This is a genomic window from Solirubrobacter ginsenosidimutans (genome assembly GCF_027587205.1).
In genome coordinates, this window is sequence record NZ_JAPDOD010000006.1 from 191,170 (window position 1) to 213,052 (window position 21,883).

13 protein-coding genes are annotated in these 21,883 nt (G+C 69.9%); 4 read left to right on the forward strand and 9 right to left on the reverse strand.

The window, feature by feature from the left end; translation table 11 throughout:
* Positions 1–8: 8 nt before the first annotated feature.
* Positions 9–638, forward strand: coding sequence for a class I SAM-dependent methyltransferase (locus OM076_RS10525; RefSeq protein ID WP_270039693.1), 630 nt, complete (start codon positions 9–11; stop codon positions 636–638).
* 33 nt (positions 639–671) lie between these two features.
* On the opposite strand, the gene OM076_RS10530 is transcribed toward OM076_RS10525, so the two are convergent.
* The 6 genes from OM076_RS10530 to OM076_RS10555 are packed head-to-tail and all read right to left on the reverse strand — an operon-like array spanning position 672 to position 12,006.
* On the reverse strand, positions 672–6,386 hold the full coding sequence (locus OM076_RS10530; RefSeq protein WP_270039695.1) for a ThuA domain-containing protein: 5,715 nt from the start codon (positions 6,384–6,386) through the stop codon (positions 672–674).
* Positions 6,387–7,124 carry an amidohydrolase family protein gene (locus tag OM076_RS10535; RefSeq protein ID WP_270039696.1) on the reverse strand — a complete coding sequence of 246 codons (738 nt, stop codon included), beginning with the start codon at positions 7,122–7,124 and terminating at the stop codon, positions 6,387–6,389.
* A complete protein-coding gene (locus OM076_RS10540; RefSeq protein ID WP_270039698.1) occupies positions 7,121–8,119 on the reverse strand; it encodes an ABC transporter permease in 999 nt (332 codons plus the stop codon). The genes OM076_RS10535 and OM076_RS10540 overlap by 4 nt, the downstream gene beginning before the upstream one ends.
* The gene (locus tag OM076_RS10545) at positions 8,112–9,569 is read right to left on the reverse strand and encodes a sugar ABC transporter ATP-binding protein (RefSeq protein WP_372518017.1); all 1,458 of its coding nucleotides are present in this window, start codon (positions 9,567–9,569) and stop codon (positions 8,112–8,114) included. The genes OM076_RS10540 and OM076_RS10545 overlap by 8 nt, the downstream gene beginning before the upstream one ends.
* Positions 9,548–10,639, reverse strand: coding sequence for a sugar ABC transporter substrate-binding protein (locus OM076_RS10550; protein WP_270039702.1), 1,092 nt, complete (start codon positions 10,637–10,639; stop codon positions 9,548–9,550). The genes OM076_RS10545 and OM076_RS10550 overlap by 22 nt, the downstream gene beginning before the upstream one ends.
* Positions 10,636–12,006 (reverse strand): enolase C-terminal domain-like protein, encoded by a 1,371-nt coding sequence (locus OM076_RS10555; protein WP_270039703.1) that lies wholly within the window; start codon positions 12,004–12,006, stop codon positions 10,636–10,638. Before OM076_RS10555 ends, OM076_RS10550 begins: the two co-directional genes overlap by 4 nt.
* Before the next feature lie 15 nt (positions 12,007–12,021).
* Here OM076_RS10555 and OM076_RS10560 point away from each other — a divergent pair, with 15 nt between their 5' ends.
* Entirely contained in the window at positions 12,022–12,915 is an 894-nt protein-coding gene (locus OM076_RS10560; RefSeq protein ID WP_270039704.1) for an aldo/keto reductase, read from the forward strand.
* 2 nt (positions 12,916–12,917) lie between these two features.
* Here OM076_RS10560 and OM076_RS45975 read toward each other — a convergent pair whose 3' ends face one another.
* Complete coding sequence (locus tag OM076_RS45975) at positions 12,918–16,337, reverse strand: glycosyl hydrolase family 95 catalytic domain-containing protein (protein WP_270039706.1); 3,420 nt, start codon at positions 16,335–16,337, stop codon at positions 12,918–12,920.
* A gap of 224 nt (positions 16,338–16,561) precedes the next feature.
* Between OM076_RS45975 and OM076_RS10570 the strand changes: the two genes are divergently transcribed.
* Both OM076_RS10570 and OM076_RS10575 read left to right on the forward strand, forming a co-directional pair.
* On the forward strand, positions 16,562–17,266 hold the full coding sequence (locus tag OM076_RS10570; protein ID WP_270039708.1) for a FadR/GntR family transcriptional regulator: 705 nt from the start codon (positions 16,562–16,564) through the stop codon (positions 17,264–17,266).
* A gap of 73 nt (positions 17,267–17,339) precedes the next feature.
* Positions 17,340–19,010 carry an AMP-binding protein gene (locus OM076_RS10575; protein WP_270039709.1) on the forward strand — a complete coding sequence of 557 codons (1,671 nt, stop codon included), beginning with the start codon at positions 17,340–17,342 and terminating at the stop codon, positions 19,008–19,010.
* Between the two features lie 512 nt (positions 19,011–19,522).
* Here OM076_RS10575 and OM076_RS10580 read toward each other — a convergent pair.
* Positions 19,523–20,155, reverse strand: coding sequence for a hypothetical protein (locus OM076_RS10580; RefSeq protein WP_270039710.1), 633 nt, complete (start codon positions 20,153–20,155; stop codon positions 19,523–19,525).
* 4 nt (positions 20,156–20,159) lie between these two features.
* Positions 20,160–21,827 carry a VWA domain-containing protein gene (locus tag OM076_RS10585; protein WP_270039713.1) on the reverse strand — a complete coding sequence of 556 codons (1,668 nt, stop codon included), beginning with the start codon at positions 21,825–21,827 and terminating at the stop codon, positions 20,160–20,162.
* Between the last annotated feature and the right edge of the window lie 56 nt (positions 21,828–21,883).

Here is a 21,883-nt window from a genome sequence, read left to right on the forward strand (position 1 = left end):
TCCACGGCATGAGCGACTTCGAGCAGCTGGCGAGCGCGATCGACGTGCGCGGAAAGGTCGTCGTCGACATCGGGTGCGGGGACGGAGCGTTCGTGCGCGCGCTCGCGAGCGCCGGAGCCGACGCACTCGGCATCGAGGTCACCGAGGACGCGGTCGCTCGCGCCCGCGAGAAAGACCCCGACCACCGCTACGAGCTCGGCGGCGCGCAGGCCCTCCCGCTCGCAGACCAGTCGGTCGACGTCGCGACGCTGATGCTCAGCCTGCACCACGTTCCCGACCCGAGAACGGCGTTCCCGGAGCTCAAACGCGTCGTCCGCGAGCACGTCTGGATCGCCGAGCCGCTCCCGGAGGGCGAGTTCTTCGAACTGCTGCGCCCGGTCGACGACGAGACCGAGGTGCGCGCCAACGCGCAGCGGGCAATCGCGGAGCAAGAGGGCTTCGACCGCGTCGAGACCGTCGAGTACGAGGTCACGCTCACGATCGGTTCCTTCGAGGCGCTGCGCGACCGCATCCTCGCGGCCGACCCGAGCCGAGCGGAGCGGTTCGCCCAACTCGAGGCCGGCCTGCGAGAACGCTTCACGCCCGGCGAGTACGTCGTGCCGATGCGTGCGGACCTGCTGCGGAGCGCCGGCCGTTAGCACCACCGGCCGACGCCCCGCCCTACCCCTGCCTTACGGCGTCGTCGCTGACAGCGTGAAGGTCAGCGTCTTGCCGTAGCTGCCGGTGAGCAGCGAGTCCGTCGCAGCCACCGGCTGCTTGAACTCGACGCTCACCAGACGCGCGCCGACCGGCGTCGCCCACGAGGTGAGCGCGAGCGCCGCCCCCGTGGAGCTCAGCGGCGCGAACGCCCCCGTGTCGGCCCGGACCTGGAGTGCCTGCGGCATCACCGACGCGCCGTTGACGAGGTGACCCGTCGCGGTCGCTGAAGGATCCCGCACCGTGAGCGCAGCCGCCGTGGCGCTCGACGTCACCGTCGCCGCCACCGAGGCCGTGTAGTCCTTCGCGACACCCGGGACGAACGTGCCGAGGTTCGGCGCGGCGCCGAACGTCAGCGCGAGCACGCCCGGCACGTTGCCGCCGACCGTGACCGGGACGTCGGTCCCGCCACCGGCCGCGGGCGACACCGTCACCGTGACTGTCTTGGTACCCGACAGACCCGCCGGATCGCTCACCTTGGCGACCGCCACGTACGTGCCGGGCGTCGTGTAGGTGAACGACGGGTTCTGACCCGTGGTCTCGAACGTACCGTTGCCGTCGAGGTCCCACGTGTAGGTCAGCGTGTCGCCGTCGGGGTCGGTCGCGGTGGCCGCGAAGGACACCGCGAGCGGAGCCACGCCCGAGGCGGGCGTCGCCGTCGCGGTCGAGACGACCGGCGCGGCGTTGGCCGTCGGCGCCACACCGCACGCCGCTGACGGAAGCACGCCCGCCGCGATCTCGATGCCCGCCCCGATGTGGGACAGGATGCCGGGCTCGGAGAACGAGGCCTGCGTGTGACCGAGGCCCGTGTACCAGGACCGGCCACCGTCGTACTTCTGGCACCACGAGATCGGGTGGTCGTCATCGACGCCGTCCGACCCGTCGTTCTCCGCGTACGTCGACTCGTCCATCTTCAACAGGACGTGCACGCCGGTGGTGCTGCGCGCACTGTAGTCGTCGCCGTTGGCGTTCGTCGGCGCCTTGTAGTTGTACCACTCGTCGGTCCGCGTCCAGCGGGCCGGAAGGCCGGCCGTGGACGGGTCCGTCGTGTCTTCCGTGACCACCGTCGCGGTGGGTGTTCCGTCCGGGTGGTTGCGGAAGTACGCGCCCACCAGGTTGCCGTACCAGCGCCAGTCGTACTCGCCGTCGGCGGCCGCGTGGATGCCCACGTAGCCCTTGCCGGAACGGATGAACCGCTCGAACGCCGCCTGCTGGGTGTCGTTGAGCGTGTCACCGGTCGTGGACATGAAGATCACGACCTTGTAGTGCGCGAGCACCGCGTCCGTGAACAGCGACGCGTCGTCGGTCGAGTCGACCTGCCAGTTCTTCTGCGTCCCGAGCGTCTTGACCGCGGCGGTGCCCACCTCGATCGAGTCGTGACGGAACCCGGCCGTCTTGGTGAAGACGAGCGCCCGCAGCTTCGCGGTCGGGTTGTCGGCGGCGAGCACCTGAACCGGGATGTCCCGGGTCGCGGTGCCGCCCTTGCCGTCGGAGACCGTCAGCTTCACGGTCTTGGCGCCGGCGGTGGTGAACGTGGTGTTCGCGGTGGCTCCGGTGGCGTCAGCCGTGCCGTTGCCGTCGAAGTCCCACGAGTACGTCAGCGTGTCGCCGTTGGCGTCGTTCGCCGCGGCGCTGAACGCGGTCGCGAGCGGAGCGAAGCCGGACGACGGCGTCGCCGTGGCGGTCGTGATGACCGGCGGCGTGTTGGTGCCGCCGGAGCAGCCCGTCGCACCGTTGACCTTGAAGTAGTCGAACGTCGCGGTCTGCCCGGAGCCGTTCACGCCGGCCGTGTAGAGACCGAAGCGCGGCGCGACCATCGGGTTGGTGACCGGATCGCCGACCTTCGTCCAGGCCGTCCCGTCGTACGAGATCTCGCCCTGGTAGCTGGTACCCGACTTGGTCAGGCGGAGATAGATCGTCGTGACCCCCGCGGGGACGTTGACCTGCGGCTGCGGCTGGATGATCGTGCCGGCCACATTCGAGCGATTCTCCGAGCGGTTGATCCGCGTGTTGTTGTTGTCGGAGATCGCGTTGAACTTGACGTAGTTGCTGTCGTCCAGCCAGGCCACGATGCCCGCCTGCTGGAACGAGTTGGACAGCGTCCAGGCCGACAGCTTCGCCTCGAGGACCCAGTCCTCGCTCGTGTGGTCGGCGGTCTGGAGGATGTAGTTCTTGTTGTTCGGCGCGATCTCGGATTGCACCGTGGTCAGCGTCAGGCCACCGTCGGCGACCTTGTAGAGCGAGGTGTCCTCGCGGACGATCCCGTTCCAGCGCGTCTTGTCCAGCGACGTGCCGTTGAAGTCGTCACCGGTGCCGCCGCTGCCCGAACCGGGCGTCGTCAGCGTGAACCAGTCGAACTCCGACGTGACGGTCGTCGCCGCCGCATTGCCGAGGGAGAACATGCCGAGGCGGACCGTGCCCGTGGGCAGGTTGGCCGGCTGGCCGACCTGGGTCCACGTCGTGCCGTCCGGCGACGAGTAGCCCCGGATCTGCGTGCCGTCGGACTCGATCTTCATGAAGAAGTCGGCCTGGTAGGTGGCGCCGAGCTGCGGGCCCGAATCGGCCTGCGTGTTGCGCGGCGTGCCCGCCACCTCGTTGATGAACTCGAAGTGCTCGGTCACCGGGTTGGTCGGCGTGTTGTCGGCCAGGCGGTCGAACTTCGTGTAGTTGTCATCGTCGCCGTAGACGATCAGGCCCGCCTGGTGGTACTGGCGGTTGCCGGCGTGCTTGATCTTGGCGGTCATCGTGAACGGCCCGGCCGGAGCCGCGCGCAGCACGATGTTCTTGGCGTTGTTGTCGCCGCCGTAGACGTCGCCGGTCTGCGTCGGGATCTTCAGCGTGCCGCCGGAGACGACGAGGTTCTGGTCGCGCCGCACGACGTCCCAGCCGGCGCCGAGGTCGGTGCCGTCGAAGTCGTCGCGGTACGACGTGCCGCAGCCCGCGGGCGCGGTGACCTTGACCGTGAACGACTTGGTCGTGGTGCCGCCCTGGCCGTCGGTGACGGTCAGCGTGGCGGTGTAGGTGCCCTGGTTGGCGTACGTGTAGCTCGGCGAGGGCTGCGCCGACGTGTCCGTCGTCGTGCCGGGGACGCCGAAGTCCCACGCGTAGGCCAGGGTCCCGCCGTCCGGATCGGTCGCGCTCGACGTGAACGCCACCGGAAGCGGAGCCGCACCGGTCAGCGGCGCCGCCGAGGCGGTCACCTCAGGCGCCGCGGTCTGCGCCGCGCCCTTGCCGATGAAGTCGATCCAGTTGATGTTCAGCAGCGACGCCGTCTGGCCCGGGTTGCGGGTGATCATGAACAGCTCGTGCGTGCCCGTCGGGACGGCGGTGAGCGGCAGCGAGACGTCCTTGAACGTCTGCCAGTTGCCCGTCGGGGTGATCAGCGCCGTCTTGCCCAGCAGCGGGCCGGTCGGCGAGTCGTAGCGCAGCTCGATCGTGCCGCCCGGGCCGGCGGAGGCCACGCGGAAGCGCGCCTCGGAGATGTCGGCCAGGTTGAACGGCTTGTAGGACGTGTAGTCGCCGTCCTCGATGAAGCCGATGTTCATGCCGCCGCCCCCGGTGTCGGAGGTCGTCTCGGTCTGCACGCCGGCGGTGCCGCCCGTCGTGCCGTCCGGGACGCGACCCGTGGAGGCGAAGAACTCCGCCTGCTTCTGCTTGGGCTGCAGGATCGCTTCCGCGCGGCCGGTGAGCGGAACGATGCCGCCCGGGCCGCCCTTGTCGGTGTAGGCGACGCTGATGACCGTGAAGGTGTTCGCCTCCGGGCCGTGGCCGGCCGTCAGGCCGGTCTGCAGCGTGCCCGTGCAGCCCGTCGCGGACGACAGGTCGTGCGCGTGCTCGTCATGGCCGAGCGAGATCTTGACCGTGATGTTCGCGCAGTCGATGCCCGCGCCGGTCGTGCCGTCCTCGGGATCGGTGACGGTGACCTTGTACGGGATCTTGTCCGTGAAGGACGCGAGCTTGCCGTTGAGCGGCGTGTCGATCGTGACCGTCGGCGCGCGGTTGCCCACCGAGATCAGGATGTTCTCGACGGCGGTCAGGCCCGTCTGGTCCTTGACCGTCAGCTTGGCCGTGTAGGCGCCGTTGGTCGTGTAGGTGTAGGACGGGTTGGGATCGGTCGAGTCGACGTTGCCGTCGCCGTTGAAGTCCCACGCGAACGTGATCGGGCCGCCTTCGGGGTCCTTGGAGTTCGCGCTGTTGAAGTTGACGGCCAGCGGCGCGAGGCCGTTCGTCACCGACGCCGTGGCGTCCGCGATCGGGGCCTTGTCACCCGCGACGTAGTCGATGCGGTAGACGCCCGAGTCGGCGTTGTCGCCGCCGAAGCCCGAGCCCCACTCGATCACGTAGAGCGCGCCGTCAGGACCGAAGTCGAGGTCCATCGGCCGCTTGTAGCCGGTGCCGAGGGCGAACGGGTCGACCGCCGTCATCGCGCCGGTCGCGTTGAGGTTCGCGGTCTTGATCCAGCCGTTGTTCCACTCCGCGATGAACCACTTGTTGTCGTAGAACGCCGGGAACTTGCGATCGGAGTCCAGGGACGGATCGAAGTGGTAGCGCGGGCCGCCCATCGGGGCGCCGCCGGTGCCGAGGTTCGGCCGGAAGCGTGCGTCGGTGTCTGAGAAGCCCATCCACGCGGTCGCCGGCTGGGCGGCCGGGAGGTTCGTCAGGCCGGTGTTGTTCTTGGACGTGTTGACCGGCGCGTTGCAGTCGAACTTCGCGCCCGAGACCTTGGTGGCGAAGTCGTAGTCGTTGTACGGCACGTTCTCGCGGATGCAGTACGGCCAGCCATAGTTGCCCGACTTCGTGAGGACGTTGTATTCGACCGAGCCCTGCGGACCGCGGTTCGCGTTCGTCGTGCCGGCGTCCGGGCCGTAGTCGGCGCTCAGGACCCAGCCCGTCGTCTGGTCGACGGTGAAGCGGAACGGGTTGCGGAAGCCCATGCCGAAGATCTCCGGCCGGGTCTTGTTGTTGGTGTCGGCGGCCTCGTCGAAGAGGTTGCCGGCGGGGATCGAGTAGGTCGTGTTGACGCCGGGCGGACCCGTCTGGATCTCGAGCGGCTTGATGCGCATGATCTTGCCGTTGAGGTCGTTCGTGTTGGCCGACGTGCGCTGCGCGTCCCAGTACTCGCGGCCCGTCTGCTCGTCGATCGGGTTGTAGCCGTCGGAGTCGAACGGGTTCGTGTTGTCGCCCGCGGAGATGTATAGGCTGCCGTCCGGGCCGAAGTAGAGCGAGCCCGACGAGTGGCAGCACTGCGCCGTCTGGTGATTGAAGGTCAACACCTTCTGCTCAGACGAGAGGTCGAGCGTGTCGCCGACCATCTTGAAGCGCGACACGACCTGCGTGAGCGTGTTGTCGGGCAGCTGCGAATAGAACAGATACACCCACTTGCTGAACGCGAAGTCGGGTGCGAGCTGCAGGCCGAGCAGCCCGTTCTCCTGCGACGTCGTGACCGGCACCTTGCCCGCCTGGACGGTCTGCCGGGTGTCCGGCTTCCAGACCATCAGACGTCCGTCGCGCTCGATGTAGAAGACGCGCCCGTCCGGGGCGATGTCCAACTCCATCGGGTTCTGTGTGTTGTCGTCCAGCGTGACCTTCTGGAAGTCGCCCGCGACGGGGGTCTGTGCCCGCGCCGCGCCGCTCCAGATGAGACACGCCAGCATCGCCGTGAAAACGGCGAAAACTGCCCTCCGACCCATCTACCTCTCCTCCTGATTGGTGACTGCTGACAGGCGGTAGACACGCTCCGCCGTTCCGGCGAGCACCCTCTGGCGCTCGCCCTTTCCCAGCAACCCGGACACGACCTCGAGCCACTGCTCGTAGGTCGTGGTCAGGCTCGCCACGGGCCAATCGCTGCCGAACAGGCAGCGGTCGGGCCCGAAGACGTCCAGGGCGTGCTCGAGGTACGGACGTGGGTCCGCCACCTCGGTCGTGAGCCCTGACAACTTGCAGACGACGTTCTCGTGCGTGGCCAGCTCGGTCAGCTGCGCGCGCCACGGATCGAGCGCGTGCGGCTTGCCGCAGTGGTCCAGCACGAACGTCGTCTCTTCACACGCTCCGACAAGCGCGATCAGCTTGTGCATCTGGTCTGCGGTGATGCAGGCGTCGAACGGGAGGTCGTGCTCGGCGAGCGCGCGGACGTTCTCGCGCACCGCGTCGAACACATCTGTCCCTTGCAACAGCCGGCGAACGCCCCGCACGAGCGGCCGCTCGGCGAGCGCCGCGAGATCGCACGGCTCCTCCAGCGGCGCGTGCGCGACGATCGCCTCGACGCCGTCGAGCGACTCGAGCCAGCCGAGTTCATCGCCGCGCGCGTCGGCCTCGACCACGACCGCGCGACCCTCGAACGCGGTGTGCGCGAAGCGCAGCGCGTCCGGGAGCCAGGGGTAGTCGAGCACCTCTGGATCCCAGAGGTGGACATGCGCGTCGACGATCACTCCTGCGCCTGCCCCGAGGTGACGCGGGAGACGATCAGCGCCACGAGGATGATCCCGCCGTTGAGCGCGTCGATCCACTGCGGCGGCACGCCGCCGAGGGTCAGCACGTTCTGGATCGTGTAGAGCAGCAGGATGCCGGTGAACGCGCCGAGCACCGTGCCCTTGCCGCCGTTGAGGCTGACGCCGCCGATCACGGCCGCCGCGAACACGGTGAAGATCGCCCCGGAGCCCTGGTTGGCGGCGACCGACGCCAGCCGCCCGCTGATCAGCAGCCCGCCGAGCGCGGCCAGCAGGCTGGCGACGATCAGCACGCTGAAGAGCACGCGGTGGGTGCGGATGCCGGCGGCGCGCGCCGCGTCGACGTTGCCGCCGATCGCGTACAGCGAGCGCCCCCAGCGGGTGAAGCCGAGCACGCCCCCGGCTGCCGCGAACAGCCCGACGCAGATCCACACGCTCAGCGGGATGCCGAGCGCGGAGTTCTGCCCCAGGTACGTCATCGACGACGGCAGCTGGAAGAACGTCTGCCCCTCGCTGATCCCGGTCAGCAGACCGCGCAGCGTGATCAGCATGCCGAGCGTGACGATGAATCCGTTGAGCCCGAAGCGCACGATCAGCAGCGCGTTGATGAGACCGATGACGGCGCCCACGAGCAGCACGATCGGGATCGCCCACGCGTTGCCGAGCACGCCGAGTCCGTGTGCCACGCCGACCGGCGCGATCAGCCAGGCCGCGATGCCGGGGGCGAGCCCGAACGTCGACTCGAGCGACAGGTCCATCTTGCCGACCAGCAGCACGAGCGTCTGAGCGAGCACCAGCAGCCCGACCTCGGACATCTGCTGCAGGACGTTGAGCAGATTGTCCGAGTGCAGGAAGACCGGGCTGACGATCTGCCCGACGATGCCGATGAGGATGATCGCGGGGACGAGCGCGAAGTCGCGCAGGCGGGCGATCCGGACGCGCGGAACCGCGCGGTGGGGAATTGCCACGTCAGCCACCGATTCCCTCCATCGCCGACACGAGCTCGTTGTCGCGCCAGCCGCTGTCGAACTCCTGCACGATCGCCCCGCGGAAGAGCACGATCACGCGATCGCACCCGCGCAGGTCGTCGAGCTCGTCGGAGACCACGAGCACGCCGGTGCCGCGCGCGGCGGCGCGATCGACGGCCTCCAGCAGCGTCTCCTTGGAGCGCACGTCGACACCCGCCGTCGGCGCGATCAGCACCAGCACCCGCGGGTCGCTCGCGAGCGCGCGCCCGAAGACGACCTTCTGCTGGTTGCCGCCGGAGAGATCGCTCACCGGCGCGTCCAGCCCGGACGTCTTGACGTTGAGATCGTCCACCAGCGAGCGCGCCACCCGCTCCCGCCGGCGCGGGTCCATCAGCCCCGCCGGGCCGAGCCGGTCAGGCACCGTCATCGTGATGTTCTCGGCGACGCTGAGGAGCGGGACCACGCCCTCGCGGTGGCGGTCCTGCGGCACGAGGCCGACGCCCGCGGCAAGCGCCGCGGGGACGCTCCCGGGCTTGGGCGTGTGCCCGCACACCTCGACGGTTCCGCCGCGCTGCAGCCCGACGATCGACTCGGCGACGGCGAGCTTGCCGGACCCGGCGCTGCCCGCCAGGCCGACGATCTCCCCCGCACGCACGGTGAACGCGATCGCGTCGTCGGAGAAGCGCAGAACGATCTCGCCGGTCGCGCGCGGCTCCCGGTGCGCCGTGACCAGCCGCGCAGCCTCGCCGGTCATCGCGTCGACGAGGTCGTCCTTGGCCAGCTCCGCCACCGGCGCGGTGAGGATGTGCCGCGCGTCGCGGAACACCGTCACCGTGTCGCAGATCTCGTAGACCTCCTGCAGGTGGTGGCTGATGAACAGGAACGTCACGCCCTGCTCCTGCAACGCACGGATGCGGTCGAAGAGCCGCGCGATGGCGGCGCCGTCGAGCTGCGCGGTCGGCTCGTCGAGGATCACGAAGCGCGCGCCGAACGACAGCGCCCGCGCGATCTCCACCAGCTGGCGCTGCTCGACCGTGAGGTCGTCCGCGAGCGTCTGCGGATCGACGTCGACCGACCATTCCCCCAGCAGATCCCACGCCCGGTCGCGCAGCCGGCGCCACGAGATGAACCGGCCCTGGCGATTGAGGAACAGGTTCTCGGCGACGGTGAGCGTCGGGATGATCGTCGACTTCTGGTAGACGCAGGCGACGCGCTCACGCCAGCCTTCGCGGTCCGAGAGCGCGGGCGCGGGCGCGCCGGCGAAGAAGACAACGCCCGCGTCGGGCGCCTGCAGGCCGGTGAGCAGCGAGACGAGCGTGGACTTGCCCGCGCCGTTGCGGCCCACGAGGGCGTGCGTCGACCCCGCGGCGACCGCGACTCCAGCGGCGTCCAGCGCCACGGTCGAGCCGTAGCGCTTGGACACCCCCACGGCCTCAGCTACTTGAGGTTGTTGCCCCACAGGCTCTTGTCGTCGAATTTGACGCTCTGCTCACTGCCGTACGCGCCGCCGTCGCGGGTGACGAGCGGGGCGGCGAGCTGGTCCTCGAGCAGGCCTGGGCGGACCTGGATGATGTTGGAGTCGTGGTCGGTCGGGCCGGGCTTGAACGTCTTGCCCTCGGCGGCCGCGGCGACGTAGTCGATCCCGTACTTGGCGTACAGGTCGGCGGGCTGGGAGACGGTCGCGTCGATCGTCCCCGCCTCGATGTCCTTCAGCTCCTCCGGGATGCCGTCGTTGGAGACGATGAAGACGTGCTTGGGATCGTCGGGCGGCACGAGCAGGCCCTTCTGCTTGAGCACCTGCTTGGTGCCGGCGAGCGCGAAGCTCGCCTGCATGTAGACGCCCTTGAGGTCCGGGTTGGCCGTCAGCGTCGTCTGCAGCTTGGACGCGGCCACCGCGCCGTCCCACTTGGTCGCGATCCCGAAGACCTTGATGCCGGGGAAGTCGGACTTCATGCACTCGTTGAAGGCCTCGGTGCGGTCGCGCCCGTTGATCGACGCGAGGTCGCCCTCGAGCATCGCGACCTTGCCCTTGCCGTTCAGCGACGTGCCGAGGAACTGGCAGGCCTTGGTGCCGTAGGCGCGGTTGTCGGCGCGCACGACCATGTATACGTTGCCCTGATCCGGGCGCGTGTCGATCGTGACCACCGGGATCTTCTTGCCCTCCAGCTGTGTGAGCGTCGGGGCGATCGCCGCCGTGTCCTGCGGCGCCATCACGATGCCCTTCACGCCCTGGCTGATCAGCGTCTGCGTGTTGGCGATCAGCTTGGAGACGTCATTGGACGAGCTGGTCGTCTTCAGCGTCACCCCGCCGTCGCCCGCGAACTTCGGGACGTACGAGATGTACGAGTTCCAGAAGTCCGTGTCCGCGCGCGGGTAGTCGACGCCGATCGTCGGCTTCGACGCGCTCGAACCGCCACTGCTGCCACCGGCCGCGCCGCCCGCGCTGTCGGACGCATTGTCGCTCCCGCAGGCAGCCACCGCGAGCGCGGTCGCGGCCGCCATCCCGGCGAGCACCGTCGAGGTCTTCATCGGTCACCTCTCTCCTGGGCTGAGATCACTCCGACCTGCCACTCGGGACCGTCGGGGTATTCGTGGCGGCGCACGGAGTCGGCGAGCATGCGCCCGCCGGCCCCGGCACCGACCGGCGCCACGTAACGGCCAGCACGGATCTCCACCGGCTCGGTGAAGTGCTCGTGGAGGTGATCCACGTGTTCGATCACGCGGTCCTCCCACGTGCCGCTGACGGCGACGTAGTCGAACATCGCGAGGTGCTGCACCATCTCGCACAGGCCGACTCCGCCCGCGTGGGGGCAGACCGGCTTGCCGAACTTGGCCGCCAGCAGCAGGATCGCGATGTTCTCGTTGACGCCGGCCACGCGGCTGGCGTCGATCTGCACGACGTCGACGGCATCGGCCTGCAGGAGCTGCTTGAACAGCACCTGGCTATGGCCGTGCTCGCCGGTCGCGACCTTCACGGGGGCCACCGCGCGCTTGATCGCGGCGTGACCGAGCACGTCGTCCGGGGCCGTCGGCTCCTCGATCCAGTACGGATCGAAATCGTGGAGCGCGTCGACCCACGCGATCGCCTCCTCGACGCCCCAGACCTGATTGGCGTCGATGGCGATCCGGACGTCGGGTCCCACCGCTTCACGCGCGAGCGCGAGGCGGCGGCGATCGGTCTGAAGGTCTCCGCCGACCTTCAGCTTGATCTGGGTGAAGCCTTCAGCGACCGCCGCGCGGGAGAGCCGGACGAGCTTCTCGTCGTCGTAGCCCAGCCAGCCGGGGGTCGTGGTGTACGCCGGATAGCCGGCGCGGCGCAGCTCCGCGATCCGCTCAGAGCGGGTCGGTTCGGCGCGGCGCAGGATCCGCAGCGCCTCCTCCTCGGTGAGCGCCTCGCGGATGTAGCGGAAGTCGACGAGCGCGACGAGCTCTTCCGGGCTCAGCTCGGCGAGATGCAGCCACAGCGGCTGCCCGGCGCGGCGCGCCCGCAGGTCCCACAGCGCATTGACGATCGCGCCGTGCGCCATGTGGGCGACGCCCTTCTCCGGGCCGAGCCAGCGCATCGGGCTGTCGGCGCCGAGCCGCCGCGAGAACGCGCCGGGATCAGCCAGCGCCTCCTCCGCGGCGAGCCCGACGACCAGCGGCGCGAACGCGCGCACCGCCTCGACCTGCACCTCCGTGCCCCGTCCGATGGTGAAGACGAGGCTGTGACCTTCGTCGCCGGCGCTCGTGCGCAGCACCACATACGCCGCCGAATAGTCCGGCTGCGGGTTCATGGCGTCCGAGCCATCGAGCTGTCGCGACGTCGGGAAGCGGACGTCGCGCACCACCAGCTCGGTGATGGACTCGGGAGCCGAGAGGTCGGAGGTCCGTCGAGTTGAAACGAGTGAAGTCATCTATACATCGAGGGCATGGCACGACTGGGACTTGGCTGTGCGCCGTTGGGCGGGCTCTTCTCGGAGGTCTCCGAGACCGACGCCCACGCCACCGTCGAGGCGGCGTGGGATGCGGGTGTGCGGTTCTTCGACGTCGCCCCGCAGTACGGCCTCGGGCTGGCCGAGCGGCGGCTGGGCGAAGCCCTGCGCGGGCGCAGCGACTTCCGCGTCTCGACCAAGGTCGGACGGCTCGTCGTGCCGCGCGGCGAGGGCGACGGGCAGGACGCGAGCCAGTTCGCCGGGATGACCGAGGAGCTGCGCTTCGACTTCACCCGCGACGGCGTGCTGCGTTCGCTGGAGGCCTCGCTGGAGCGACTCTGCGTGGACCGCATCGACGTGGTCCACGTCCACGACCCCGACGAGCATCTGCAGGCCGCGCTGACGCAGGCGATCCCCGCCCTGCTCGAGCTGCGCGCCCAGGGCGTGGTCGGCGCCGTGGGCGCGGGCATGAACCATGCCGCGCCCCTGCGCCGGATCGTCCGCGAGACCGACGTCGACCGGATCCTGCTCGCCGGTCGCTACACGCTGCTGGACCGCTCGGGCCTGTCGCTGCTGGACCTCTGCTTCGAACGCGGCGTGTCGGTGATCGCGGGCGGCGTGTTCAACTCGGGCGTGCTCGCCGACCCGCGGCCGGGCGCGACGTTCGACTACGCGCCCGCCTCCACGGAGGTCATCGAGTTGGCCCGCTCGATCGGCCACATCTGCTCCGAACAGGGCGTCCCGCTGACGGCGGCGGCGGTGCAGTTCCCCGCCCGCCACCCCGCCGTCGAGACGGTGCTCGTCGGCGCCCGCTCGGCCCGGGAGGTACGGGCCAACGCGGACGCCTTCGAGTTCCCGGTGCCAGCGCAACTCTGGGATGAGTTGGACTGATCTCACGGCGCTGTCGTCGAGAGAGTGAACGTCAGCGCCTTGCCGTACGCACCCGTGTGGAGTCCGTCCGTCGCGTCGATCGCCTGCTTGAAGGCGATCGCCACCGGGTCCATGCTCTTGGGCCCGCTGTAGGTCAGGAGCGGCGTAGGTGCGCTTGCGCCGCCCACGGGGGCGAACGCGCCGGTTCCGGCTTTGACCTGCAGCGCCTGCGGCATCACGTAGGTGCCGTTGACCAGGTGCCCGGTCGCGGTGGAGCTCGGATCGTGCGCGCTCAGCGTGGCGTTGAGCGCGCTCGTGGTGATGGTCGCGGTGAGCGAGGAGGTGTACTCCTTGGTGACGCCCGCGGCGAAGTCGCCGAGGCTGGCGCTGGCGCTCGAGAGCGTGAGGCCGAGGACCTGCGGGACGGTGCCGCCGATCGGGACGTCCGCGTTGACGGCGTCCACGAACGCCAGCGACTGCCACTTCGCGCGGTCGGTCGCCGACAGGACCTTGTTGAACATCGCGGTGCGGTCGAGCTCGGCGCTGATGCGCTGGCCGCCGCCCTGGTCGGCGCCGAAGCGCAGCTCGGCCGGCGCGCAGCCGTTGATGCCGAGGTCGGGCAGCGAGCCGCCGCCGATCCGGGTCCCGTCGACGTAGACGTCGAGGTTGCCGTCGCGGCCCGCGGTGATGACCAGGTTGATGAAGCGCCCGGTCGGCGGGACGGCGTTGGTGGTGACGCCGCGGCCGGAGGTGATGATGCGGACCTGGCCGGTGGGCGTGAGGTCGATCAGGAAGCCGACGTCGTCGCCGCCGCTGGCGGTCTTCCAGTCCCAGATCCGGCGGTAGGTCGTGCCGGCGTTGATCTTCACGTCGGCCGCCCAGGTCGCCTCGCGCAGGAAGCCGAGCGTGGTGTTGGGCGTGCGCAGGTAGCGCGGGCCGCTGATGTCGGCGCTCGTCCCGGTCGGGCCGGTGGCGAGGTACGCCGCGGCGCCGCCGCCGAACACGCCGTCACGGGCGTAGCTGGACCAGTCGCGCACCGTCGCGCCGCTGGTCGCGTCCCACGCGAACAGCGGGTTCTGCGCCGGGATCGGGCAGGGCGTCGGCGGCTCGGTGCCGGGCGGGTCGATGCCGATCTTGGCGTTGGACTGGGCGAGGTGGCGGACGGTGGTCGCCGGCGTGCCGCTCAGCGGCGCCTTGCTCAGCGCGCCGGTGGGCGCGGTCGGCTTCTGGATCAGGTAGGTGCCGTTGGCGGTCGCCGGGATCGTGAGGATCGCGGCGCTCGTCGTGGGCACGACGACCGTCGTCGCGTCATCGCCCTTGACCACCTGGGCGTCGCTGCCCGGCCACGGGTTCTTGACGCGGACGCTGCGGGCGGTCGGCCCGTTGACCAGCGCGGCCGTGGTGATCGCGCCGTCCTGGACCTGGACGTGGACCTTGGACTTGTGCTGGAGCGCGACGGTGCCCTCGGCGGTCCAGCCGGGCGGGACCGCGGGGGCGATCCGCACGAGGCCGTCGAAGTCCTGCGCGAGCGCCTCGTTGAGCGTGAGGGCGACGATGCCCACCTGCTCGTCGTAGGTGTTGGTCAGCGTGCCGCCGGAGCCGAGGTCGGCCATGCCGTTGCTGAAGCGCTGGAACGAGTTCGCCGACGCGCGGAGGCGGCTTGCGACCTCGATGCCGTTGCCCAGGCGGGCGGCGTCGACCGCGTCGTAGCTCCAGTCGTTGGAGTTGATGTTGCGGCGGTTGGCGTAGGTCGTCTTCGAGAGCTCGAAGTCGGCCGTCGTCTGATCGGAGATCAGGTTGTACGGGAACAGCGGCTCGAGATCGAGGTTCTCGGAGTTGTTGAAGGCCGCGGTCGGGTTGCTTGAGAAGCCGAAGACCGTCTGGTTGTTGCGGGTGGTCTGCGGATAATCGGGGATCTTCGGGATCGCCGCCTGCAGCTGGGTGACCAGCGCTGCGTCGGTGCCGAGCAGCTGGGCCGCTTCGATCACCGTCGGGAAGAGCGACTTCATCGCCGCGATGTCAGTGATCGGGTCAGTGACGTCCCATTGCGTCTCATGCGCGTTGGACGGGCTGGTGTGCAGCTTGCCGTCGGCGCCCTCGACCGCGTAGGCGAGCAGGAAGCGCGCCGCGTCGGCCATCACCGGGTAGTTGTTCTCCAGGAACGCCCGATCGTCGGTCGCCAGGTACTGGCGCCAGATGTTCAGGCCGACCTCCGCGCCCGTGCTCAGGTTGCGCTTGTTGTAGGAGGCGGGGCCGAAGGAGTCGCAGCTCGAGTTGCCCTCGTCGGTGCCTGTGTACCAGCCGCTGCCATCGAAGCGCATCGTCTCCGGCACGCAGATGCCGGGGCGCATGTTCATCCGCAGCGTCGTCCAGCTGCGGATCGCGTCGAGGTTGTCCCGGTAGAGGCGGAAGCGGGGGAGGTTGAAGTCCGCGTTGCCGGCGCCGAGGTTCGCGGCGAGCTGCATGCGCAGGTTCCAGAACCAGTAGTGGCCGCCGCCCCATGACTGGCTGTCACGGCTGAAGTTGAACAGCGGGTTGGTGCCGGCCTGGCTCGTCGGGAACGTGCCGCGCTCGCTGGCGCCCTCGATGTAGAGGAAGAGCGTGCGCAGGTTCTCCATGTAGTCCGCGGTGCCGTCGGTGGAGCTCAGGCGCATCAGGCCGACCTTGGCCCAGTAGTCGTGCCACCACTGCACGTGGCCGGCCTTCAGGCTCGCGGCGGTCGCGCTTGCGTCGGTGCCGATCAGCGCGGCCGCGGTGGCCTGCGCGTCCCCGCCCGCCCACGTGGGGCTGGCGACGATGATCCGGAACGTGCCGTCGCTGTTGGGCTTGAAGGAGACTTCGACGGTGCGGGCGTCGACGACGGAGGTCGTGACGTTCTGGCCGCCGGCGGTGAGCGCGGCGAGGCTGCCGAAGGTCTTGCCGGTGCCGCCTGAGGCGCTGCCGGTGTCCACCCACGTCTCGGCCAGGCGCCCGATCGCGCCGCTCGCGCCCGCCGTCGGGTTGCGCCCGTTCTGCAGGTTGATGCGCGCGGTCTGCGTGGTGTTCGGGTCGGCCCCGGTGACGTCGACGATCAGCTCGTCCTTGTCGGCGCGGACGTAGGTCGTCGCGGTCATCCCGCCGCCCTGCTGGCGGTAGATCGCGTCATACAGATCGACGCTCGCCGAGTAGTCGCTCGCGCCCGTCATGGTGGCGAGCCCCGGGATCGTCACCTGGCCGGGCGAGCGGCGCGTCGGCCACGTGTCCGTGCGGTTGATCTGCGCGGTGAAGCCACCCGCCGCCCAGACGGCGGCGCCCATCTGGCCGTTGCCCAGCGGCATCAGCTGCGCCGCCTGAGTCGGCGCGGACCCGACGATGATGTTCGCGCGGCGCACGAGGTTCGGGACGTCGACCTCGAACTTGTTGCCGATCCACGCCGTCGATGGCGCGGCCTGAGCCGTCGGCACTGCGACGACCAGACTTGTCAGCCCAGCGATCAGCCACGCCGCTACGCGGCGAGGGCTCCTCTCCCCCAGCATCAAACCTCTCCTCGTTTGATCCGTTTGACCGGCCGCGCAACTATTGCGCCGGGCTCTCATGAAGTCAAGGGATTCACCCGATGTTTCGTCCCGAATTCGTTTTCGCCCGCTTGATCGGCGAGGTATGGTGCGCAGAGATCGGAGGAGTGAGAGTGAGCGTCACCCAAGAAGCGATCAACAAGATCAAGGCCATGATCATCAATGGCGACCTTCGTCCGGGCGCACGACTACCGAAGGAGGCCGACCTTGCGGAGCAGCTCGGGCTCTCCCGGAACTCGCTGCGCGAGGCCGTACGGGCGCTCACGCTGATCCGCATCCTCGAGACGCGGCAGGGCGATGGGACCTATGTGACGTCGCTGGAACCGTCGGTTCTGCTCGAAACGATGACCTTCGTCGCCGATTTCCACCAGGACGGCTCACTCCTGCACGTGTTCCAGGTGCGGCGCATCCTGGAGTCCGCGGCGACGTCACTCGCCGCGCAGCACATCACCGACGAGGAGCTCGAGGTGCTGGATGACCTCGTCGGCGGGATGGATGCGTGCGTGACGGTCGAGGCGTTCGTCGAGAATGATTTGGCGTTTCACCGCACGATTGCGCTCGCCTCGCGCAACCCGGTGCTCGCTTCCCTGCTGGAAAGCTTCTCCTCGCGCACCTCGCGTGCGCGCGTGTGGAGAGGGATCACGCAGGCGGGCGCGATCGAGCAGACCAAGACCGACCATCGCGCGATCTACGACGCGTTGCGCCATCGTCGCCCGGACTTGGCCGGCGGGCTCGCGATCGCCCACATCGGCTCGGTCGAGTCCTGGTTCGAGCAGACGTTGTCGGAGACCGAGGCCGCGCAGGGAGTGGTGGCGTAGCGAGCGTCGAGTTTCTCGCGCTGTACTCGCGTAACTCGACGCTCGCGTAGGTGTGCGGCGTAATCTGCGCCCGATGGACGCGATCAGGGCTCTGCGGGACGGGTTGCTCGCCAACCGCGAGGACTGGGAGGCGGCCTGTGCCTCCTTCGCGTGGCCGGCGCTGGACGAGTTCAACTGGGCGCTCGACTGGTTCGACCCGTTCGCGCGCTCCAACGATGCGGTCGGTCTGCTGGTCGTGGAAGCCGATGGCTCGTCCGCGTCGTTGACGTTCGACGAGCTGGCGACACGCTCGGACCAGGTCGCGAACTGGCTGCGCGCGCAGGGCGTCGCGCGCGGCGACCGGATCGTCCTGATGCTCGGCAACCAGCTCGAGCTGTGGGAGACGATGCTCGCGGCGATGAAGCTCGGCGCCGTCGTGATCCCGGCGACGACGCTGCTCGCCGAGTCCGACCTGCGCGACCGGATCGACCGCGGCAACGCCCGCCACGTGGTCGTGCGCGCCGCCGACGCAGCGAAGTTCGACGGCGTCCCGGGGTCGTATTCGCGGATCGCGGTGGGCGAGGGCGTGCCCTCCGGCTGGCTCGACTACGCGATGGCGTACCGCGCGCCCGCGGAGTTCGCGCCCGTCGACCCGACCCACGCTTCCGACACGCTCCTGCTGTATTTCACCTCCGGCACGACCGCGCGGCCGAAGCTCGTCGAGCACACCCACGCGTCGTATCCCGTCGGCCACCTCTCGACCCTGTACTGGATCGGGCTTCAGCCGGGCGATGTCCATCTGAACCTGAGCTCGCCGGGCTGGGCGAAGCACGCATGGTCGAACTTCTTCGCCCCCTGGCTCGCCGAGGCGACCGTCGCGATCTTCAACTTCGAGCGCTTCGACGCCGCCGCGCTGCTGAACGTGATCGCCTCGCATGGTGTGACCACGTTCTGCGCGCCGCCCACCGTCTGGCGGATGCTGATCCAGGCCGACCTCGGCTCGGTGAAGACCCAGCTGCGCGAGGTCGTCGGCGCAGGCGAGCCGCTCAACCCCGAGGTCATCGAGCAGGTGCAGAAGGCGTGGGGGCTGACGCTGCGCGACGGCTACGGCCAGACGGAGACGACGCTGCAGATCGGCAACCCGCCCGGCGCGCGGGTGAAGCCGGGCTCGATGGGCCGCCCGCTGCCCGGGTACACGATCGCGCTGATCGACCCGCTGACCGGCGAGCCGGCCGACGAGGGCGAGATCTGCCTCCCGCTGGACCATCGCCCGCTCGGCCTGATGGTCGGCTATCGCGACGACGACGACCGCACCTCGGAGGCGATGCGCGGCGGCTACTACCACACGGGCGACGTCGCCTCGCGCGACGCGGACGGCTACATCACCTACGTCGGCCGCACCGACGACGTCTTCAAGGCCTCCGACTACCGCATCTCCCCGTTCGAGCTCGAATCGGTGCTGATCGAGCACGAGGCGGTCGCCGAAGCGGCGGTCGTCCCGTCGCCCGACCCGCTGCGGCTCGCCGTCCCGAAGGCGTACGTGGTCCTCGCCGCGGGGTTCGAGCCGTCGCGCGAGACCGCGCTCTCGATCCTCCGGTACACCCGCGAGCACCTCGCCCCCTACAAGCGCATCCGCCGGATCGAGTTCGCCGAGCTCCCGAAGACGATCAGCGGCAAGATCCGCCGAGTCGAACTCCGCGCGCGCGAGGACGCCGACTCGGGCGGCGGGTGGTCGGAAGCCGATTTCCCGGAGCTGCGGGGCTAGGTGGGTTGAAAGTCAACTGCGCCGGGTGGGGGAGGGGGAGTGGCGCACCCTCCGGGACTGACTCGCCGCCGTCCGCCGCTCGGCGCGGCTCTGTCGGCCCGATTTGCGGTGCTGGGATACCGACAGTTACGGGCGTGGGCTGGCCAGTGTGTCCCGCACTCGCGCTGTCCCGCTCGCCGTGATCGACCGTGCGCGCTTGAGGGCCGGATCTCGGATTTCGATCAGGTTCGCACTGGTCGAGTTGGCGCACTAATGGGGGTGACGAACATTTGCGTCCTCACAGGACGCATTTGTTCGTCACCCCCCTCGCGCATGACTTCGTTGCTCGCCGAAACCGATCACCGGAAGGCCCCGCGCGGACCGGGGTGTCAGCACCACGCCCGTAACTGCCGGTATCCCAGCACGCCACTTCGAACCAACAGAGCCGCGCGCCGAGCGGGTCCACGCCAGCCCGGGACGGGTGGCACTGCCACTCCCCCCTCCCCACCCGGCGCAGTTGACGTTCGTCCCGCCTAAGCGAACGCTTCCTCGAGCGCCGCCGCAGCGGCCTGGACGCGGTCGCGCAGGGCGACGATCTCTTCGCCGTCGAGGTCGTCGGCGAGGAGGATCTCGGCGTGCAGCGTGCGCAGCGCGCTCACGACGTGGTCCATCTCTTCGAGGAGGCGGGTGAGGCGTGCGCGGATGCGTTCGCGCACTGCGTCCGGCGCGTCGTCGGAGCGGAATTCGGCGATGCGCTGGGCCCGCGCGGCGTGGCCCTGCAGCGCGAGCACGAGCGCGTCGACCTCCAGGGCGACGTCGTCGAGCCCGAGCCCCGATTCCTCGACCGCGCGATGGATCGACGTGCGCGCCGCGTCGGCGGCGCGCAATCGCGCGGCGATCTCCGGCGACAGCGGTCGGAGCGGCGCGCGAGGTGCGGAGAGCCGCGCCCGTTCACCCACGCGCGTGGCCTCGTCGTCGTCGAAGAACGTCTGCACGACCAGCGCGAGCCAGCAGACGATCGCGACCAAGAGCAGCCACGGCACGGCGAGCACCAGACCCGCCAGCGCGATGCTCGTCGCCACGAGCACGTTGGCCGGCTTGGTCGCGGCGTTGACGACGAGCGCGCGGCGCAGGTCGCGGCGGGTTGCGGGTGGCGTGCTGCGCATGCGCTTAGAAGAAGGAGCTGATCGAGCGGTAGATCGACGCGATGTCGTCCGCGCCGCCCGTGTAGCTCTGGCCGCCGCTGGCCTTCGCGTAGGCGGCGAGCTCGTCCGTGTTGGGGTCGCGGCCGTAGGCGATCGTGAAGACGCGGATCTGGCCGGTCTCCTTCTCACGCTGTTGCTCGAGCGCGGCGATCACGTCGGCGGCGCTGTGTGTGGAGGAGGTGTCGTCGCCGTCGGTGAGGACCACGACCGCGTTGATCGCGTCGCGGTCCAGGTGGGCGCTGACGGCGTCGAGCCCCGCGAGGGTGGCGTCGCGGACGCGGGTGTCGTTGTCGGGCAGGATCGTGTCGGTCGCGGCGAGCAGCGGCGCGCGGTTGGTGCGCATCGGGGCGATCGCGACCAGCGGCGTGATCGTGTCCGAGAACTTGATCAGGCCGATCCGGTCCTGCGGCGCGGCCTGGCGGAAGAAGCCCTTCAACCCTTCAGCGGCCTGCTCGAGCTTGTTCTCCTCGCCCATCGAGCCGGAGCTGTCGAAGACCATCATCACGTTCGCCGGCTTGCGATCCGCGCGCCACGTCGCCTTGATCTTCGCCAGCACCTTCGGCTCGGGCAGGCGCAGCGTCCGCGCGGGCTGCTTGGGGTCGACGCCGTTGGCGGCGGTGACGAGGCCGGCGGGCGCGACGTCCGGGTCCGCGGGGCGGAAGCCCCGGCGGCCGGCGACCTCCGGCGTGATCTCGCGCGCGAGGAACGCCGCGAAGACCTGCGCGGCCCGGCGCTGCTCGTCGCTCACCCAGTCGCCCTGGAGCGTGATCAGCGGGTTGTCGGAGAAGAACGTGCCCTCACGCGGGTAGACCGCGACGAGCCGCTCGCCGTCGCCCGCGCGGCGGTTGAAGTCGATCATCGTGGTCTCTTCCATCGCCGCCGCCGAGGCGTAGCCCAGGCCGCGCCGGCGCATCTCGTCGGCGATGAACAGCGTCGTGTCCCCGTAGTGCACGATCGAGCGCTCTAGCGCCTGCACCTGGGCCCGCCCGCGGGCGACGTCGGCTTCGGTGAGGCCCTCCTTCTTGCCCACCGCCGCGTAGTAGGAGGCGGCGACCGCGGACAGCCCGGCGGTCGAGAAGTCCGGGTTGGTGTGCACGTACTTGAAGCTGCCGAACTGCGGCTTGCCGACCGCCGCCCACCCGCCCGTCGCCAGCTCCCCGAGCTGCGCGTAGCCGAGCGGCTGCTTCGGGTAGCCGTAGGCGTCGGCCAGCCGCTTCCACATCGCGATCACGAGCGGCGTGCGCACGATCGAGGGGTTCTCGTCGGCGACCAGCGGCCGGTCGGCCTCGTAGTTGACCAGCCGGCCCCAGAACGAGGACGCCGGCGACCACAACGTCGGGCGCAGTGTCCCCTTGGCGATCCGCGTCTCGGCGTCGCCGGAGGCGATGATCGAAGCGTCGACGACCACGACGTGCGTGCCGCTGGCGTGGTGCTCGGCGTTGAAGCGCTTGATCAGGGGCGCCAGCAGCGGTTCCTTCTCGGGCGAGTACACGAGCGACACCCGCAGCGCGTTGGCGGGCAGCTTGGCGGCCGGCTCCCGGGCCGGCCGCTCAGGGTCGCCGCCCCGCGAGGCGACGAAGGCGATCGCCACGGCGGCGAGCGCGAGGCCGATGATGAGGATGCGTCCACGCATGCCACGATCGTCGGGCTCCACGCGCCCGCGCACCATGGGCCCTAGGGGTGCGAGTT

Coding starts and splice junctions, on each gene's coding strand:
- OM076_RS10555 (WP_270039703.1), bottom strand. CDS start 12,006: ATGACTTCACTCGTTTCAACTCGACGGACCTCCGACCTCTCGGCTCCC.
- OM076_RS10560 (WP_270039704.1), top strand. CDS start 12,022: ATGGCACGACTGGGACTTGGCTGTGCGCCGTTGGGCGGGCTCTTCTCG.
- OM076_RS10585 (WP_270039713.1), bottom strand. CDS start 21,827: ATGCGTGGACGCATCCTCATCATCGGCCTCGCGCTCGCCGCCGTGGCG.
- OM076_RS10525 (WP_270039693.1), top strand. CDS start 9: ATGAGCGACTTCGAGCAGCTGGCGAGCGCGATCGACGTGCGCGGAAAG.
- OM076_RS10580 (WP_270039710.1), bottom strand. CDS start 20,155: ATGCGCAGCACGCCACCCGCAACCCGCCGCGACCTGCGCCGCGCGCTC.
- OM076_RS10575 (WP_270039709.1), top strand. CDS start 17,340: ATGGACGCGATCAGGGCTCTGCGGGACGGGTTGCTCGCCAACCGCGAG.
- OM076_RS10530 (WP_270039695.1), bottom strand. CDS start 6,386: ATGGGTCGGAGGGCAGTTTTCGCCGTTTTCACGGCGATGCTGGCGTGT.
- OM076_RS10550 (WP_270039702.1), bottom strand. CDS start 10,639: ATGAAGACCTCGACGGTGCTCGCCGGGATGGCGGCCGCGACCGCGCTC.